General features: G+C 65.5%; 17 protein-coding genes. 7 read left to right on the top strand and 10 right to left on the bottom strand.

Annotated elements, in window-relative coordinates:
- Window positions 1-71: 71 nt before the first annotated feature.
- The 3 genes from LB520_RS28235 to LB520_RS28225 are packed head-to-tail and all read right to left on the bottom strand — an operon-like array spanning window position 72 to window position 2,059.
- A complete protein-coding gene (locus tag LB520_RS28235; protein WP_224640117.1) occupies window positions 72-872 on the bottom strand; it encodes an SH3 domain-containing protein in 801 nt (266 codons plus the stop codon).
- A complete protein-coding gene (locus tag LB520_RS28230) occupies window positions 856-1,665 on the bottom strand; it encodes a metallophosphoesterase family protein (protein WP_224640116.1) in 810 nt (269 codons plus the stop codon). Before LB520_RS28230 ends, LB520_RS28235 begins: the two co-directional genes overlap by 17 nt.
- Before the next feature lie 37 nt (window positions 1,666-1,702).
- Window positions 1,703-2,059 (bottom strand): ArsR/SmtB family transcription factor, encoded by a 357-nt coding sequence (locus LB520_RS28225; RefSeq protein ID WP_140838528.1) that lies wholly within the window; start codon window positions 2,057-2,059, stop codon window positions 1,703-1,705.
- A 193-nt stretch (window positions 2,060-2,252) separates the two neighbouring features.
- On the opposite strand from LB520_RS28225, the gene LB520_RS28220 reads away from it, so the two are divergent.
- On the top strand, window positions 2,253-3,431 hold the full coding sequence (locus tag LB520_RS28220) for an MFS transporter (protein WP_224543111.1): 1,179 nt from the start codon (window positions 2,253-2,255) through the stop codon (window positions 3,429-3,431).
- A gap of 31 nt (window positions 3,432-3,462) precedes the next feature.
- Here the strand turns inward: LB520_RS28220 and LB520_RS28215 are convergent, their stop codons facing one another.
- Complete coding sequence (locus tag LB520_RS28215) at window positions 3,463-3,927, bottom strand: MarR family winged helix-turn-helix transcriptional regulator (RefSeq protein WP_224530294.1); 465 nt, start codon at window positions 3,925-3,927, stop codon at window positions 3,463-3,465.
- Window positions 3,928-4,116: 189 nt separating this feature from the next.
- Here LB520_RS28215 and LB520_RS28210 point away from each other — a divergent pair, with 189 nt between their 5' ends.
- Window positions 4,117-4,911 (top strand): SDR family NAD(P)-dependent oxidoreductase, encoded by a 795-nt coding sequence (locus LB520_RS28210; protein ID WP_224530296.1) that lies wholly within the window; start codon window positions 4,117-4,119, stop codon window positions 4,909-4,911.
- A 174-nt stretch (window positions 4,912-5,085) separates the two neighbouring features.
- On the opposite strand, the gene LB520_RS28205 is transcribed toward LB520_RS28210, so the two are convergent.
- The gene (locus LB520_RS28205; RefSeq protein WP_224530528.1) at window positions 5,086-5,685 is read right to left on the bottom strand and encodes a LysE family translocator; all 600 of its coding nucleotides are present in this window, start codon (window positions 5,683-5,685) and stop codon (window positions 5,086-5,088) included.
- A 99-nt stretch (window positions 5,686-5,784) separates the two neighbouring features.
- Between LB520_RS28205 and LB520_RS28200 the strand changes: the two genes are divergently transcribed.
- The gene (locus LB520_RS28200; protein ID WP_224640115.1) at window positions 5,785-6,651 is read left to right on the top strand and encodes a LysR family transcriptional regulator; all 867 of its coding nucleotides are present in this window, start codon (window positions 5,785-5,787) and stop codon (window positions 6,649-6,651) included.
- A gap of 7 nt (window positions 6,652-6,658) precedes the next feature.
- Here the strand turns inward: LB520_RS28200 and LB520_RS28195 are convergent, their stop codons facing one another.
- The 4 genes from LB520_RS28195 to LB520_RS28180 form a co-directional block, all read right to left on the bottom strand.
- Window positions 6,659-7,306 carry a glutathione S-transferase family protein gene (locus tag LB520_RS28195; RefSeq protein WP_224640119.1) on the bottom strand — a complete coding sequence of 216 codons (648 nt, stop codon included), beginning with the start codon at window positions 7,304-7,306 and terminating at the stop codon, window positions 6,659-6,661.
- 80 nt (window positions 7,307-7,386) lie between these two features.
- Complete coding sequence (locus tag LB520_RS28190; RefSeq protein WP_224640114.1) at window positions 7,387-8,037, bottom strand: dihydrofolate reductase family protein; 651 nt, start codon at window positions 8,035-8,037, stop codon at window positions 7,387-7,389.
- A 152-nt stretch (window positions 8,038-8,189) separates the two neighbouring features.
- Window positions 8,190-8,990, bottom strand: coding sequence for a protein-L-isoaspartate O-methyltransferase family protein (locus tag LB520_RS28185; protein WP_411969965.1), 801 nt, complete (start codon window positions 8,988-8,990; stop codon window positions 8,190-8,192).
- A 78-nt stretch (window positions 8,991-9,068) separates the two neighbouring features.
- Window positions 9,069-10,427, bottom strand: coding sequence for an Nramp family divalent metal transporter (locus tag LB520_RS28180; RefSeq protein WP_224640112.1), 1,359 nt, complete (start codon window positions 10,425-10,427; stop codon window positions 9,069-9,071).
- A gap of 223 nt (window positions 10,428-10,650) precedes the next feature.
- Here LB520_RS28180 and mntR point away from each other — a divergent pair, with 223 nt between their 5' ends.
- The 3 genes from mntR (at window position 10,651) to LB520_RS28165 (ending at window position 13,613) form a co-directional block, all read left to right on the top strand.
- The gene (mntR, locus tag LB520_RS28175; RefSeq protein ID WP_176476973.1) at window positions 10,651-11,106 is read left to right on the top strand and encodes a manganese-binding transcriptional regulator MntR; all 456 of its coding nucleotides are present in this window, start codon (window positions 10,651-10,653) and stop codon (window positions 11,104-11,106) included.
- A 154-nt stretch (window positions 11,107-11,260) separates the two neighbouring features.
- Window positions 11,261-12,181 carry a neutral zinc metallopeptidase gene (locus LB520_RS28170; RefSeq protein ID WP_140838512.1) on the top strand — a complete coding sequence of 307 codons (921 nt, stop codon included), beginning with the start codon at window positions 11,261-11,263 and terminating at the stop codon, window positions 12,179-12,181.
- Window positions 12,182-12,341: 160 nt separating this feature from the next.
- Window positions 12,342-13,613 carry a TCR/Tet family MFS transporter gene (locus tag LB520_RS28165; RefSeq protein WP_224640111.1) on the top strand — a complete coding sequence of 424 codons (1,272 nt, stop codon included), beginning with the start codon at window positions 12,342-12,344 and terminating at the stop codon, window positions 13,611-13,613.
- Between the two features lie 54 nt (window positions 13,614-13,667).
- Here the strand turns inward: LB520_RS28165 and carA are convergent, their stop codons facing one another.
- A complete protein-coding gene (gene carA / locus LB520_RS28160; protein ID WP_224530311.1) occupies window positions 13,668-14,873 on the bottom strand; it encodes a glutamine-hydrolyzing carbamoyl-phosphate synthase small subunit in 1,206 nt (401 codons plus the stop codon).
- 260 nt (window positions 14,874-15,133) lie between these two features.
- Here carA and LB520_RS28155 point away from each other — a divergent pair, with 260 nt between their 5' ends.
- Entirely contained in the window at window positions 15,134-15,583 is a 450-nt protein-coding gene (locus LB520_RS28155; protein ID WP_224640110.1) for a GatB/YqeY domain-containing protein, read from the top strand.
- Window positions 15,584-15,588 lie beyond the last annotated feature (5 nt).

Genomic DNA, 15,588 nt, shown 5'->3' with positions numbered 1-15,588 from the left:
GAGTAGGGGAGTAGGGGGGGGAGTAGGGGAGTAGGGGCCTCTCTTCCCTATTGCCTTACTGCCCTACTGCCTTATTCCCCAGTATCAGCACCCAACGCCAGTGCGTCCGTGATCTCGAAGCGCTCGGAAACGCCGATGCGGATCATGTTGAGGCTGCCTTCGCGGGTGAAGCGGAATTCGTCGGAGGAGTCGGAGCCGGCGGGCTTGCCGTCGTGGAAATTGATGAGGCGGGTGCCGCCGTCCGGCCAGGTCACGGTCACGACGCTGTCGCCGCCCTCATGCGCGACACTGATTTCGCAGCGGGTCATCGGCTGGCCGACATGGCGGGCGCAGGGGATGCCGGCGTCCGGGGTGTCGGACCCGGCGCTGGCCGAGGCCGCGAAGGCGAGAGCATACGCGTCCTGCATGGCGGTCCTGCCGATCTCGGCCGGAGATGGCGGCTCGGCCGGCTCCCTGCGGCCCAGGCGCGCCGCTATGTCAGGCTGCGGCTCTTCGGAAGATTGAGGCGCAATTGCTGCGGCCGCCGGCGCGGCGGCATCTTCAGGCGCCGGCGCAGGGTTGTTGGGGCTGAGATAGCGGGCGGGCGCCCAACCGACGATATGCGCGTCCTGCGTATCCTCGACCTTGCACCAGGGATAGCCGTTGACGACGTTGCAGCCGAAATTCTTGACGGCCGTGCCGTTGGGCAGCCGCGCCGCCACCTTTCCACTCGGCGAAGCGGTGACGCGGATGTTGAGGAGATCGTCCGGCGCCAGGCCGCCGATAATCGAAACGATCGGTCCCGACGCATCCTGGGCTATGGCCGGCAGGGCCGCCGCCAGCAGTGGAGCGACGAAGAGCAGCGTGGATGGGAGCCTAACCCTGCGCTTCATGCATAGGCTCCGCTCGATCGGGACATGAACTCCCTTCAATCCTCATAAATCCGGTCCGCAGCGCGTGTGCCCATTCCGGCCGTCCCGCCTGTTCGGCCTGCTTTGCGGCGGCTTCATGGTCGTAGTCCACCGCGATCGCCTCGAAGCGGTCGGCGCGGCCGGGCACGTCCAGCTCGACGATGCCGTAGCGGGCATGCGGCGAGCCTTGCTCGGAGACATGCGCCGGCGGCGTGTCATCGTCATAGGCGGGGCAGCCGACGCTGCCGGGGTTGAAGATGACCGGACCGTCGGGGATGCGGATCAGCTCGTTGCGATGGCTGTGGCCGCACAGCACGAGGCGGCAGGCCGGATCGAGCGGCTTCAGCCGGCGCCTGATCGCGGCGAGCGGCGCGCGCACCAACTGGCCGTCGACAATGGCGTCGGCGAGGTATTTTTCGTCATGGTCCGGCCGGGCGTGGAAGGCTATGACGCCGGGCACGATCTCCAATGTGAGCGGCAGGGCGAGCAACGCCTCGCGCTGCGGCGCGGTCAACCGCTCCTGGGCGTAGCGGTCGGACGGCCACATGGCTTCATCGGCCACGTCCTGGGCGACGCGGCGGTCGTGATTGCCGCGCACCGTCGGAAGATTGAGCGCCTGCAGCCGTTCCATCGTCTGGCGCGGCCAGAGCGGGCCAGACACGCAGTCGCCGAGATTGACGATGATGTCGGCGCCGCCTCGCTGGTTCAGATCGTCGAGCACAGAGTCCAAGGCGAGCACGTTGCCGTGGATGTCGGCCACTACGGCGATGCGCATGAGAGCTCCATGACAGGCAATTTCGTCAGCGCCGCAATCAGGCCTCGAGTTCCATCTCGGACGTGCCGACCGCCGGCAGATCCTTGTCGCCGTCAGCCGCGGCGATCACGCTGTCGAGCAGGCCGGGAAAGCGCTTGTCGAGGTCGTCGCGGCGCAGCGTTATAAGCCGGCTGGTGCCTGCCGCCTCGCTACGGGTGACGCCCGCCTCGCGCAGCTTGGCGAGGTGGTAGCTGAGATTGGTCTTGGAGGCGAGGTCGAGGAACTTGCTGCAGTTCATCGGCACGCCTTCCTTGCGAGCCAGATAGCGGACAATGGCAAGCCGGGTTGGGTCGCCGAGCACGGCGAGCACGATCGGCAGGCTGATCTGGTCGGCGGTTGGATGGGGCAGGCTCATGGCCCAGAATTAAGCACAAACGGCACGAACTTCAACGCGGCTTCCTTTTCTGCCGACAGACATAGCCTCTTCCTTTCGGCCCGTCCTGACACAGGGCTGTCAGCAGGGTTCAGCTATTTTCTCCCGGCTCGGTTGACATCATGCCCTGTTATGTCCAATTGTTCAATAACCTTTGAACTAAGGACAGTTCCCCATGGACAAGCGGATCTTCTGGCTTGCGCTCGGATCGTTCGCGATCTCGACCGAAGGCTTCGTCATCTCCAGCCTTCTTCCCGATATCGCCACTGACGCCGGCATCTCCGTGCCGCTCGCCGGCTCGCTGATCACCGCCTTCGCGCTCGCCTATGCGTTCGGCGCGCCGGTGCTGGCGACGCTGACCGGCGAATGGGACCGGCGGCGCGTCATCTTGTGGACGCTGGTATTCTTCGTCCTTGGCAATGTTGCTGCCGCGCTCAGTTCCTCCTTCGAGGTGCTTTTGATCGCCCGCATCGTCATGGCGCTGTCGTCCGGCCTGTTCGCGGCGACCGCGCAAGGCACGGCAGTGGCACTGGTCGACGACCACCACCGGGCGCGCGCCATCGCCGTCGTCGTCGGCGGCACCACTGTGGCGGTCGCCGTCGGCGCGCCGCTCGGCGCGCTGGTCGCGGCGATTGCCGGCTGGCGCGGCACTTTCTTCGCCATTGCCGGGCTCGGCGCGCTGGCCGGTGCGATCCTGTGGTACCGGTTGCCGCGCGGCATCGTCGGCACCAAGCTGCCGTTGAGGGCGCGGCTGGCGGCGGCAGTGCGGCCCGGCGTGATGCCGATCCTGCTGACCACGGTGCTGGCGCTGATCGGAGCCTTCACCGTCTTTGCCTTCATCGCGCCCTTGGCCATAGAAGGCGGCGGGCTCTCTCCGATCGCGCTGCCGGGCATGCTGCTCGCCTTCGGCGTCGGCGCCGTCATCGGCAACATCGCCGGCGGGCAGGCCGCCGACCGCTTCGGCGCCACCCGAACCGTCGCCTGGTCGCTGGCGCTCTCCGCCGCGATGCTCGCCACCTTCTCGGTGATCCCGACCTTCTTGCCGCATCATATCGCCGGGCCGGCGCTGATGGCCATGATGGTGCCATGGGGCATCGTCGGCTGGGCTTTTCCGCCGGCGCAGGCGAGCCGCATCATCAAGCTGGCGCCGGATGCCGCGCCCATCGTGCTGTCGCTCAACGCCTCGGCGCTCTATCTGGGCGTCGCGCTGGGCGCGGTGGTCGGCGCCGCAGTGCTGCGCTTCGGCGCCCCGGCCGATCTCGGCCTGATTGCGGCGGTGTTCCCGATCGTCGGGCTGGGCGTCGTGCTTGCCGGCCGGATGTTGGCCCGCCCAGTGGCGATGCCGGCCGAGTAACGGTTTCAAAGCCTGATCGGCGGCCGCTTCTTCAGAGTGAAGGAGCGACCGTCGGCATTTCCAGATCGAGATCAGCCACCGCGTCCAGCGCCGCACGCAGCTTTGCCGCCTGCTCCGCACCAACCTTTTTCTCGAACTGCCGCTGCGCGACGCTCCACAGCTTGAGCGCCTCGTCGAGCTTGGCCTGTCCTCGCGGCGTCAGCCGCACGCGCTTGACGCGGCGGTCGTCCTTGTCGGGGAAGGTCTCGACATAGCCGTCGCGGATCAGCGGCTTCAGCGTATGGCCGAGCGCGGACAGATCCATGATCAGCGCTTCGGCGATGGTGCCCATCGCCGGCTCGTCGCTGATGTGGATCTGAAAGAGCAGCCCGAACTGCGTGCCCTTCAGGCCCGACGGCGCCAGCGCGTCGTCGTAGAAGCGGCCGAGACTGCGCGCGGCACGGCGCAGCGTGGCGTTGTTGCAGTCGCTGAATCCGGGCTTGTGAGCTTCGGTCATGATCACTCCTCGCCGGCGCGTCGACGCGCCAGCCTGCCGCAGAAATAGTTTTCGCCGCCGCCGTTGACAAGATAGTGGCATATACCTACTTCGCGGAAAGTGGCATATGCCACTAAGTTGGATCAGAAGCCCGGCAGATGATCGGATGGTCGGCGCTGGGCCAAGCGAAGCGAACAAAGGAACAGGACAATGAGCACGAAGGACAATAAGGGCACGGCCGTCATCACCGGCGCGTCGTCGGGCATAGGAGCGGTCTATGCAGACCGGCTGGCAGGGCAGGGATACGATCTGGTGCTGGTGGCGCGGCGCGCCGACCGGCTGCGGGAGTTGGCGGACAAGCTGGCCTATGCCTATGGCCGCAAGGTCGAGACGATCATCGCCGACCTTGCGGTCGATGCCGATTTGCGCCGCGTCGAGCAGGCGGTGGCGGCGGATGACAGCGTGACGCTGTTGGTCAACAATGCCGGCGTGGGTGGCCTGGAGACGATCGCCGACGCCGATGCCGACGCGGCCGAGCGCATGATCAAGGTCAATGTCGTGGCGCTGACCCGGCTGACCCGCGCGGTGCTGCCCGGCCTGCTTGCGCGCAACCGCGGCGGGATCATCAACATCGCCTCGGTCGTTGCCTATGGCATCGCCGTCGGCGGTATCTACAGCGGCACCAAGGCCTATGTCGCCAACTTCACGGAAGCGCTGCAGAAGGAAGTCGCCGGCACCAATGTGAAAGTCCAGTCCGTCGTGCCCGGACCGGTCCGCACCGAGTTGTGGGACGTCTCCGGAATCAGCCTTGACGGGATCAATCCGGACTGGATCATGAGCGCCGACGATCTGGTCGACGCCGCGCTTGCCGGGTTCGCCCAAGGCGAGACCGTCACCGCGCCCGGCCTTGCCGATGCGGCTGGGCTGGCCACCTATCTCGGCGCCCGGGACCAGTTCTTCGGGAGCCTGTTCTCCGGCAAGCCGGCGGCGCGCTACGCGGTCTGAGGCTGGTTCCTCGCCCCCACGGAGTGGGGGAGAGGTGGCCGCAAAGCGGCCGGAGAGGGGGCTTTCATAGGGCGAGTTCGTCGCTGGATCCTTGGTCAGGGCGGCGCCAGTCCCCCTCTCCGTCTCGGCTTCGCCGAGCCACCTCTCCCACCTTCGTGGGGGCGAGGAACAGCACTACACCGGCCGCCACATCTGTAGGATCGAGGCGGCCAGCAAAAGGCCGAGCACGATGTTGAGCGCGCGCCACTGGCGCTCCGTCTTGAGCAGACGGGCAAGCAGGGTTCCCGCCACGCACCACAGCGACAGCGAAAAGGCTGCGGTCAGCCCGAACACGGCGCCCAGCAGCAGCGCGAGCTGCAGCGGACCATCCGCCAGTGCCGCGAAGGATGCGGCGGCGCCGAGCCCCATCGCCCAGCCTTTCGGATTCATCCACTGGATGCCGGCGCCGCCGAAAAAGCTGTTCGGCCTGGCCATGCTGATGTCGAGGTTGGGCGGGCCGCTGCGGCCGATCTTGATCGCCAGCCAGATCAGATAGAGCGAGCCGGCGATCTTCATGGCAAGCTGCAGGGATGGAATGGCGGCCAGAAGTCCAGCCAGGCCTGCCGCGCCCGCGGCGGCCACGGTAGCCAGCCCCGCGGCGCTGCCGGCCATCAGCGGCACCGAACGGCGAAAGCCGAATTGCGCGCCGGACGCGGTCGACAACGTCGTGGCGATGCCGGGCGTCGAGGTCGAGATCAGCGCGAACAGGACCAGCGGGATGATGGTGTCGGACATGCGGGCCTCCCAATCGAGGAGCAGACATGCTTAGGCGCTTGCCAGCATCAGTAAATGCAATGTTTGGCATGGCTTGCATTAGCGATTATAATACCGGGCATGATCCGCGATCTCGACACGACCCTTATCCGCACCTTCGTCACCACCGCCGACAAGGCCAGCATGACGGCGGCCGCTAATGCGCTTCACCTGACGCAAGGCGCCGTCAGCCAGCAGATCAAGCGGCTGGAGGAGGTGCTCGGCCAGAGCCTGTTCGAGCGCGACCGCCGCGGCCTGAGGCTGACGCGGGTGGGCGAGCGGCTGCTCGACAAAGCCCGCCGCCTGCTGCAGCTCAATGACGAGATCCTTGCCGAGATCAGGGGAAGGTCGGTTGCCGGGCAGGTGCGGATCGGCGTGCCTTATGACCTCGTCGGCACGCTGCTCGCGCCCGTGCTGAAGGCCTATGCGGAAGCCTATCCGCAGGTGGAGATTTCGCTGGTCTGCGCGTCCTCCCCGGAACTCGCAGCGGCCCTGGCGGCGGGCACCATCGACCTTGCCGTCATCGAGGAGCGCGTCAGCCCGACCGCCGGCGAATGCCTGCTCGTCGACCGGCTGGTCTGGGTCGGCGCCAGAGGCGGGACCGCACGCCTGAAGCGGCCGCTGCCGGTTTCGATCGTCGCCGACACCTGCGCCTTCCGACCGGCGGTGCTGGCCGCACTTGGCGAACACGGGCTCGACTGGCGCACAGTATTCGAGAACGGCAACATCGATGCGACCACCGCGACAGTGCGCTCGGACCTTGCCGTGACCGCATGGCTTGCCTCGACGGTTCCGGCCGATCTCGACATATTGTCAGACGCCGGCCTTCCGGCGCTGCCGAATTTCTCCGTCAACCTGCATCTGCCGAAACATGCCGCCGCGCCGGCCGCAAAGGCTTTTGCCAGCCATATCCGCGAAGGTCTTTCCCGCTATCGGCAGGCGGCGTGACGCGGCATCAGCCTTTCGCTGCCATGGCGACCGCCAATTGCGCGTCGAAAGCGCGCTTGAAGGCCGGCCGCGCCTCGCCGCGGGCGACATAGGCGGCAACGTTCGGAAATTCGTTCAGCAGTCCCGATCTTTGCAGCCGGCGCAGCACGCCCACCATGACAAGGTCACCGGCGCTGAAGGCGCCATCGAGCCAGTCGCTGTCGCCGAGATGGTGGGAGAGCTGGGCCAGCCGCTTGCGGATGCGGTCGTCGACCAGGGGCAGACGCTCGTCGTGCCACCTCGCGTCGCGCTCCATGATCACGGCCGTCGCGCGGTCGAGGATCGGCGGCTCCACTGTGCTGTACGCGGCGAATATCCAGGCGACCGCGCGCGCCCGGGCGTTCGCATCATCGGGCAACAGGCCCGCGTGACGCACCGCGATGTGGAGGACGATCGCGCCTGACTCGAACAGGGCGAGATCGCCTTCTTCATAGGTCGGGATACTGCCGAAGGGATTGATCGCAAGATGCGCGCGTTGCTTCATCGCATCGAACGAAACGAGGCGAACATCATAGGGCTGGCCGACTTCCTCGAGCGCCCAGCGCACGTGCATGTCGCGCGCGAGCCCCCTGCCGCCATCGGGCGATCGTTCAAAGGCGGTGATCGTGGGCATCATTGGCGGCTCCTGACCGTTCAATCGTCGTTCGAAAGAGAGGCAATGCGCGGCGGGTCTGCCCGCCGCGCGACAGCCTTGTGCTACTTCCAATTTTTGCGCCGTTCGAGCTCGGCTTCCGAAGGCTCCTGCTGGGCAAACGAGCCCGTACGGATTTCGCCTCCGCGCTCATAGGTCGCCATGATGACGCCGGTGGTGGAAGCCTGCGATTTGACGAGCTTGAAGGCCGCCGGCATCGCGTTGTCGCCGAACAGCCGCTTACCCTTGCCCAGCAGCAGCGGGAAGGTCATCAGCCGGATCTCGTCGATCAGCCCGTTGGCGAGCAGGGTCTGGATCAGATTGCCCGATCCCTGGATGAGCAGGTCGGGTCTATCTTCCTGCTTGAGCTCCTTGAGCCTTGCAACGATATCCGGTCCGAGCGACTGCGTGTTCTGCCAGGTCAGCGTATCCGGCCGGTGCGTCGCCACATATTTGACCGCGGGGTTGAAGACAGCCGCGATCGGATCGTTCTGATACGGCCAGTATGCGGCGAAGATATCGTAGGTTCTGCGGCCGAGCAGCAGGTCGAACGGCTTGGAGAACAGTTCCTCCATGGCCGCGCCTGCGACCTCGTCAAAATAATGGAAGGTCCAGCCGCCGAATTTGAAGCCGCCGACCGGATCCTCTTCCGGCCCGCCCGGCGCCTGCATGACGCCGTCGAGGCTAACGAATGTGGCGGCGATGATCTTGCGCATCTGTCTTCTCCCTTTCACGATCCGCGCCGTCGCGGCCGGATTTCTGCCTAAAGCATTCGACGCAATTCCTGACGGAAAACCGCTTCGCACTTTTCCTGGAATTGCTCCAAGGACGAACGGCAAGGCTGCTCTCCGACACGGCCCGCGAATTTCTAGCGCGTGTCGTCGACGCGAATGGCGCGTGACGAGAACCAGACCTCGCCGAAGACGGCGGTGGCAGTGCGGTCGGGCGCCTTGTCTTTCCTCAGCCAGATCGAGCGCGTGCGCGCGGCGCGCTCACGTGTCGGTATTTTTGCGCCCGGCTCGGCAGTGGAGGCGCCGACGCAAGGGATGAACCAGGAGCCCATGAAAGGCCGGCAGGCAAAGCCGTTTTCCAGGCGCATTACGAGCACCGCGAGGCCGACGGTTTCGGAGGGACGCCACGGAAAGATCATGCGGCCGCCGGGCTTCAGCGCTTTCAGCCACGCGGCGGGCGGCGCGACGACGCCGGCATTGACATAGACGATGTCGGAGGGCGGCAAAGGGTTGGCGACGGCGTCGCCGTGGATCACCTCGATGTTGCGGTACCGAGCGAGGTTCGCCTTGGCGCGCGCGGCAAGATCGGCCTCGATCTCGAAGGCGGTGACGCCGCCGCCCGGCTCGACCAGCCTCGCCAGCAGCGCCGTGTAATAGCCTGTGCCGGCGCCGATATGGGTAACGTGCTCGCCCGGCTTCGGCTCGACCTTGCCGAGCCACATCGCGTGCAGCATCGGCTCGCCATTGTTGATGCCCTTGTCGGCATCGAGCACGACGAGCACATTCTGGTAAATGTAACCAGGATCGGCGCTCGGCGTCTGGAACCGGCCTTCGCCGGCAAAGACGGTCCATGGCCCCGGACCCAGGAAGGCCTCGCGCGGCACCGCGGCGAACACCTCCTCGATGCGTGGATCGGCCGACCGGGCGTGCGCAGCCATCAGCCTAGCGTAGAATCTGCGGGCTTCGTCCGGTTTGGCCATGGCGCGAAGATAGCGCGGCCGGCGCGAATGTCGCGGTCAGCCGGCGAAGGTGTCGTAGAGGAGCTTGAAGTTGAGAACGAGGATGACGGCGGCAACCACCCAGGCCAACGCCGCAACGCCGCGCGGTATGGCGAAATTGCCCATCTTCTTCTTGTCCGACACGAACTGCACCAGCGGCACCACCGCGAAAGGCAGCTGCATCGACAGGATCACCTGGCTGAAGACGAGCAGCTGGCCGGTTCCCTTCTCGCCATAGAGTGCCGTGACGACCACCACGGGGACGATGGCAATGCCGCGCGTCACCAGGCGCCGCGCCCATTGCGGGATGCGCAGGCGCAGGAAGCCTTCCATCACGATCTGGCCGGCGAGCGTCGCGGTGACGGTCGAGTTGAGGCCGGAGGCAAGCAGCGCGACGGCGAACAGGATCGAGGCGATGCCCAGGCCGAGCAGCGGCGACAGCAGCTCGAAGGCCTGGCCGATCTCGGCGACGTGGTGATGGCCGGTATCGTGGAAGGCGACCGCCGCGACGATCAGGATCGACGCATTGACGAACAGCGCCAGGATCAGCGCGATGGTCGAATCCGTCGTCGCCCATTTGATGGCGTCGCGCTTGCCGGCATCGGTGCGCTCATAGGCGCGGGTCTGCACGATCGAGGAATGCAGATAGAGATTATGCGGCATGACTGTCGCGCCGATGATGCCGATGGCGATGTAGAGCATCGCCGGATTGGTGACGATCTCCGGCGACGGCACGAACATCGAGTGCAGGATCGTGCCGGCCGGCGGCGCGGCGACGAAGATCTGGATGGCAAAGCAGCCGAAGATGATGATCAGCAGCGCGACGACGAAGGCCTCGAGATAGCGGAAGCCCTTGTTCATCAGCAGCAGCACAAGGAAAGCATCGAGCGCGGTCAGCATGGCGCCGCCGATCAGCGGGATGCCGAACAGAAGCTGCAGCGCGATCGCCGTGCCGATCACCTCGGCGAGGTCGCAGGCGATGATGGCCAGCTCGCAGGCGATCCAAAGCAGCAGATTGACCGGGCGCGGATAATAGGCGCGGCAGGCCTGGGCGAGGTCGCGGCCGGTGGCGATGCCGAGACGCGCGGCAAGCGCCTGCAGCAGGATCGCCATCAGGTTCGACAGCATGATGATGAAAAGCAGCGTATAGCCGAACTGGGCACCACCGGCGAGGTCGGTCGCCCAGTTGCCTGGGTCCATATAGCCGACCGAGACCATATAGCCCGGCCCGATGAAGGCGAACAGGCGGCGGAACCAGACGCCGGTCCGCGGCACCGCGATCGAGGCGTTCACCTCGCGCAGGCTCGGCTGCTCGTCGTCGGGCCTGTCGAATCGCCATGCGGGTCGGGCTACGGTTGCTGCATCGGCATCGGACATGGGATTTCCGCTGGAATTGTCGAACGTGCCTCTTATCTACGCCATGGCTCAACATTATGCAATATGCTATATTTCATTGATCATGCTTTCGTGATGAGCCGAGACAAGGCTGGCGGCGGGCTGCCGCAAACGCCGGTTGCGCATGAGCGGGAATGCAAATAAACGGCCGGACCATCAGGGGTTCGTGCTATGGATGCGGTCCCGATTCAAGGAGGAGCGCGGATTGGCGCTGAGGAACAAACCGGTTCGACGCGAAGAGCCGCTTCCCGATGCCGAAATCCATTCGGCGGGTTTCCGGCAGACGCGCGAGGCGCGCCGTAGCGCGCTGGTCGAGGACTATGTCGAGCTGATCGCCGACCTGATCGAGGACGGCAATGAAGCGCGGCAGGTGGATATCGCGGCAAGGCTCGGCGTCGCGCAGCCGACGGTGGCAAAGATGCTGACCAGGCTGTGCGCCGACGGGCTAGTGTCGCGAAAGCCCTATCGGGGCGTGTTCCTGACCGAGGCCGGCCGCAGGGTCGCCGAGCAAAGCCGCATCCGCCACCAGACGGTCGAGGCCTTCCTGCGCTCTCTCGGCGTCAGCGCCGAGACGGCGCGCATCGACGCCGAGGGCATCGAGCACCATGTCAGCGCCGAAACGCTGGAAGCTTTCCGCCGGGCGATGACCTCCGCTCGTTGAGCTCGGGCTCGATACGAGAATAGCGCTGCAGGACGCAAAGTGTCGGTACCGACCTCGCGAAAAATACTGACTTGACGTATTCGTTGCGATAATTGTCTGCAGGGGGCGGTGGCATGCCGGTCCCTCCAGGACGTTCGTGTCGCGAGGAGTTGCCATGCTTTGGAGAGGCCGTCGTCAGAGCGATAACATCGAAGACGAACGCAGCGACAGCGGCGGCGGGCCTGGCGGCGGATTGGGCGGCGGTGGCCAGTTCCGCATCCCCATCGGCGGCCGTACCGGTGGCGGCGGCAGCATCATCCTGGTTATCCTTGTCGTGCTCGCAGGATGGTATTTCGGCTTCGATCCATCGCAGATCCTGGGTGACGGCAGCGGGGGCCTGGTGCCGGGAGACGGCGGCCAGATCTCTGACACACAGGACAATGGCAACGCCCCCGCCAATGACGAGATGAAGCAGTTCGTCGCGACCGTGCTTGCCGATACCGAGGACACCTGGACCGGCATTTTCAAGTCCGAAGGGCTGACCTACCAGGATCCCAAGCTGGTGCTGTTCAGTGGCCAGGTCCGTTCGGCCTGTGGTTTCGCCTCGGCGGCGGCCGGGCCGTTCTACTGCCCAGGCGATCGCAAAGTCTATCTCGACATGACCTTCTTCCAGCAGCTCGACCAGCAGTTCGGCGCGTCCGGCGAATTCGCCCGTGCCTATGTGGTGGCGCATGAGGTCGGCCACCATGTGCAGAACCTCACCGGCATCATGGGCAAGTTCAACCAGATGCGGCAAGGCATGAGCGAGGCCGACGCCAACCAGCTGTCGGTGCGCATCGAGCTTCAGGCCGATTGCTTTGCTGGTGTCTGGGCACATTACACGCAGCAGAAGGGCATCCTGGAGCAGGGCGATATCGAAAGCGCGCTGAACGCGGCCAAGCAGATCGGCGACGACACGCTGCAGAAGAAGATGCAGGGCTATGTCGTGCCGGAAAGCTTCAACCACGGCACCTCGCAGCAGCGGCAGACGTGGCTGGCGCGCGGCATCAAGAGCGGCAAGCTGTCCGACTGCAACACGATGGGCGGTCCGATCTGACGCGGCCCTGCCGCTTCTTTGGCGGCGAGGATCGGCGACCAACGCGGCAAGTGATGTCAGGATGAGGCAATTGCCTTCGTTCGCGTATTGTTCCTGTCGGCGACGTCGCCTATAAGATGCCTCCCGCCTTTGCCCCGGGCGGCCTGAGGAGATTATCATCATGATCGACCCCAAAACCGCCAGGCGGGGCCTTGCGCTCGTTTTCACCACGCTGCTGCTCGACGTCATCGGCTTCGGCATCATCATGCCGGTGCTGCCGGCCTATCTGGAGGAACTGAGCAGCGTCAGCGTCAGCCAGGCCGCGATCGAAGGCGGCTGGCTGTTCTTCGTCTATGCGGCGATGCAGTTCGTCTTCGCGCCGATCATGGGCGGCTTAAGCGACCGCTTCGGCCGGCGGCCGATCCTACTTGCCTCGGTGCTGACCTTTTCCATCGACAACCTGATCTGCGCCATCGCCTGGTCCTATCCGATGCTGTTCATCGGCCGCGTGCTCGCCGGTGTTTCCGGCGCCAGCTACTCGACGACATCCGCCTTCATCGCCGACATCTCGAACCACGAGAACCGGGCGAAGAATTTCGGCCTGCTCGGCATCGCCTTCGGCGTCGGCTTCGTCATCGGCCCGGTGCTGGGCGGTCTGCTCGGCACGTTCGGGCCGCGCGTGCCGTTCTATTTCGCCGCAGCACTTGCCTTCGTGAATTTCCTGATCGCGATGTTCCTGCTGCCGGAGACGCTGGACGAAAAGCATCGTCGCCGTTTCGAATGGAAGCGCGCCAATCCGGTCGGCACGCTCATGCAGATGCGCAATTATCCCGGCATCGGCTGGATCGGGCTGGTGTTCTTTCTGATGACGCTCGGCCACATGATGTATCCTGCCGTGTGGGCGTTCGTCTCGAACTACCGCTATGGCTGGAACCAGCAGCAGATCGGCTTCTCGCTCGGCGCCTTCGGCCTGTGCGGGGCGATCATCATGGCGACGGTGCTGCCGCGGATCATTCCCAAGCTCGGCGAGTGGAGGACGGCGGCGATCGGCCTGACCTTCACCGCGCTCAGCGCATTCGGCTATGCGTTTTCGACGCAAGGCTGGATGATCTATGCGGTGATCGTGGCCGGCTGCCTGGAGGCGCTGGCCGATCCGCCGCTGAGGAGCCTCGCCGCCGCCAAGGTGCCGCCCTCGGCGCAGGGCGAATTGCAGGGCGCGATGACCTCGATCTTCTCGATCACCTCGATCGTCACGCCGCTGCTCTACACGGCGATATTTTCCTGGTTCACGGGCCCGACCGCGCCGGTCGTGTTCGGCGGCGCGCCCTATGTGCTCGGCGCAATTTTCCTGACGCTGGCGGTGATCGTCTTCGTGACGAAAGTTGCCAAGCCGACCCCGAAGGAAGTCGAGCGCATGCACACGCAGGAAGCGGCGGTGACGGACGCTGCGTGAGCGCCCGATATTCAGGTGAGGCCGGCCTGCAAATAGCGGCCTGCCGCGATGCCGTTAGGCGCGTTCAGACAGCGCTTCCTCGCCGCGGCGTTCGCGGATCAGATTGACGAAGCGCCGGAACAGGTAATGCGAATCCTGCGGGCCGGGCGACGCCTCGGGATGATGCTGGACCGAGAACACTGGACGGCCGGTCAGCGCGATGCCGCAATTCGAGCCGTCGAAGAGCGAGACATGGGTTTCCTCGACGCCTTCGGGCAGAGAGTCCGCGTCGACGGCGAAACCGTGGTTCATCGAGACGATCTCGACCTTCCCGGTGGTGTGGTCCTTGACCGGATGGTTGGCGCCGTGATGGCCCTGGTGCATCTTCTCGGTCCTGCCGCCGAGCGCCAGAGCCAGCATCTGATGGCCGAGGCAGATGCCGAACACCGGGATGTCGGTCTTCAAGAGATCCTGGATCACCGGCACGGCATATTCGCCGGTCGCTTCAGGATCGCCGGGGCCGTTCGACAGGAAGATGCCGTCCGGCTGCATGGCCATGATCTCCTCGGCGCCGGTCTTGGCCGGCACGACGGTGACCTTGGCGCCGAGACCCGCAAGCAGGCGCAGGATGTTGCGCTTGACGCCATAGTCGACGGCCACGACGTGCATGGAAGGCTCGCTCCGCTCGCCATAACCTTCGTTCCAGATCCAGGGCGTCTCGCGCCAGACCGAAGACTGGCCCGACGTGACCTCCTTGGCGAGATCGAGGCCGATCAGACCCGACCAGGCAGCCGCCTGCCGCTTCAAATCCTCGATGTCGAAGACGCCGTCGGGCGCATGCGCGATGACGGCATTGGGCATGCCCTTCTCGCGGATCAGCACAGTCAGCGCGCGGGTGTCGATGCCGGACAGCGCGACGATGCCGCGCCGCTTCAGCCACTGGTCGAGATGGCCGGCGGCGCGATAGTTGGACGGGTCGGTGACGTTGGCCTTGAAGATGGCGCCGACAGCGCCGGCGCGGGCGGCCGGATGCAAATCCTCGATGTCCTCGTCATTGGTGCCGACATTGCCGATATGCGGGAAGGTGAAGGTGACGATCTGGCCGGCGTAAGACGGATCGGTGAGGATTTCTTCATAACCGGTCAGCGCGGTGTTGAAGCACACTTCCGCAACCGCCGATCCCGTAGCGCCAAGGCCGCGACCCTCGATCACCGTGCCGTCGGCGAGTACCAGAAGGGCGGTCGGCTTTTCGGTTGCCCACGGGGCGGTGGTCGTGGCCATGGCGGCACTCCTGTCAGGCGCGGCAATCGGTCGGGAGGACCATTTACGCAGCAAGGCGCGAAGCTGGATTGCCCGGCTCCCACGCGTCAACTCATTGTCTCATGCAGGACCGAGTACATAGGCGAACGCGCCGGAGCGGTCAATGCGGCGCCCCCGGACCACGGCCGATTTGCTTTCATTCAGCAATATCAGCGGCTTGGCGGGATTTGCGTTGGCCGTTCGGCAAAGCTATTGTCCGCCGCATTCGAAGGAGAAGCACGATGCGCGAGAAAATCGCCGAATCCATGAAGAGCGCGATGAAGGCGCAGGACAAGCACCGCCTGCCGACGCTGCGGCTGATCCAGGCCGCTATCCACGACCGCGACATCGCCAATCGCGGCGCCGGAAAGCCGCCGGCGAGCGAGGAGGATATCCTGCAGATTCTCGCCAAGATGGTGAAGCAGCGCGAGGAATCCGCCAAGGCCTTCGAGGATGGCAAGCGGCCGGAGCTGGCGGCGCAGGAGCGCGGCGAGATGGAGATCATCCGCGAGTTCCTGCCGACGCAGCTCGACGACGCGGCGATCCAGGCTGCGGCGCGCGAGGCGATCGCGGCGACGGGCGCGGCCAGCCAGAAGGACATGGGCAAGGTGATTGGCGCGCTGAAGCAGAAATATGCCGGCCAGATGGACTTCGCCAAGGCGAGCGCCATCATCAAGGGGTTGCTGCAATAGACGAC

The organism is Mesorhizobium sp. CA12 (assembly GCF_020165255.1).
Taxonomy (GTDB): domain Bacteria; phylum Pseudomonadota; class Alphaproteobacteria; order Rhizobiales; family Rhizobiaceae; genus Mesorhizobium.
This window is presented reverse-complemented; position numbering and strand designations above follow the sequence as displayed.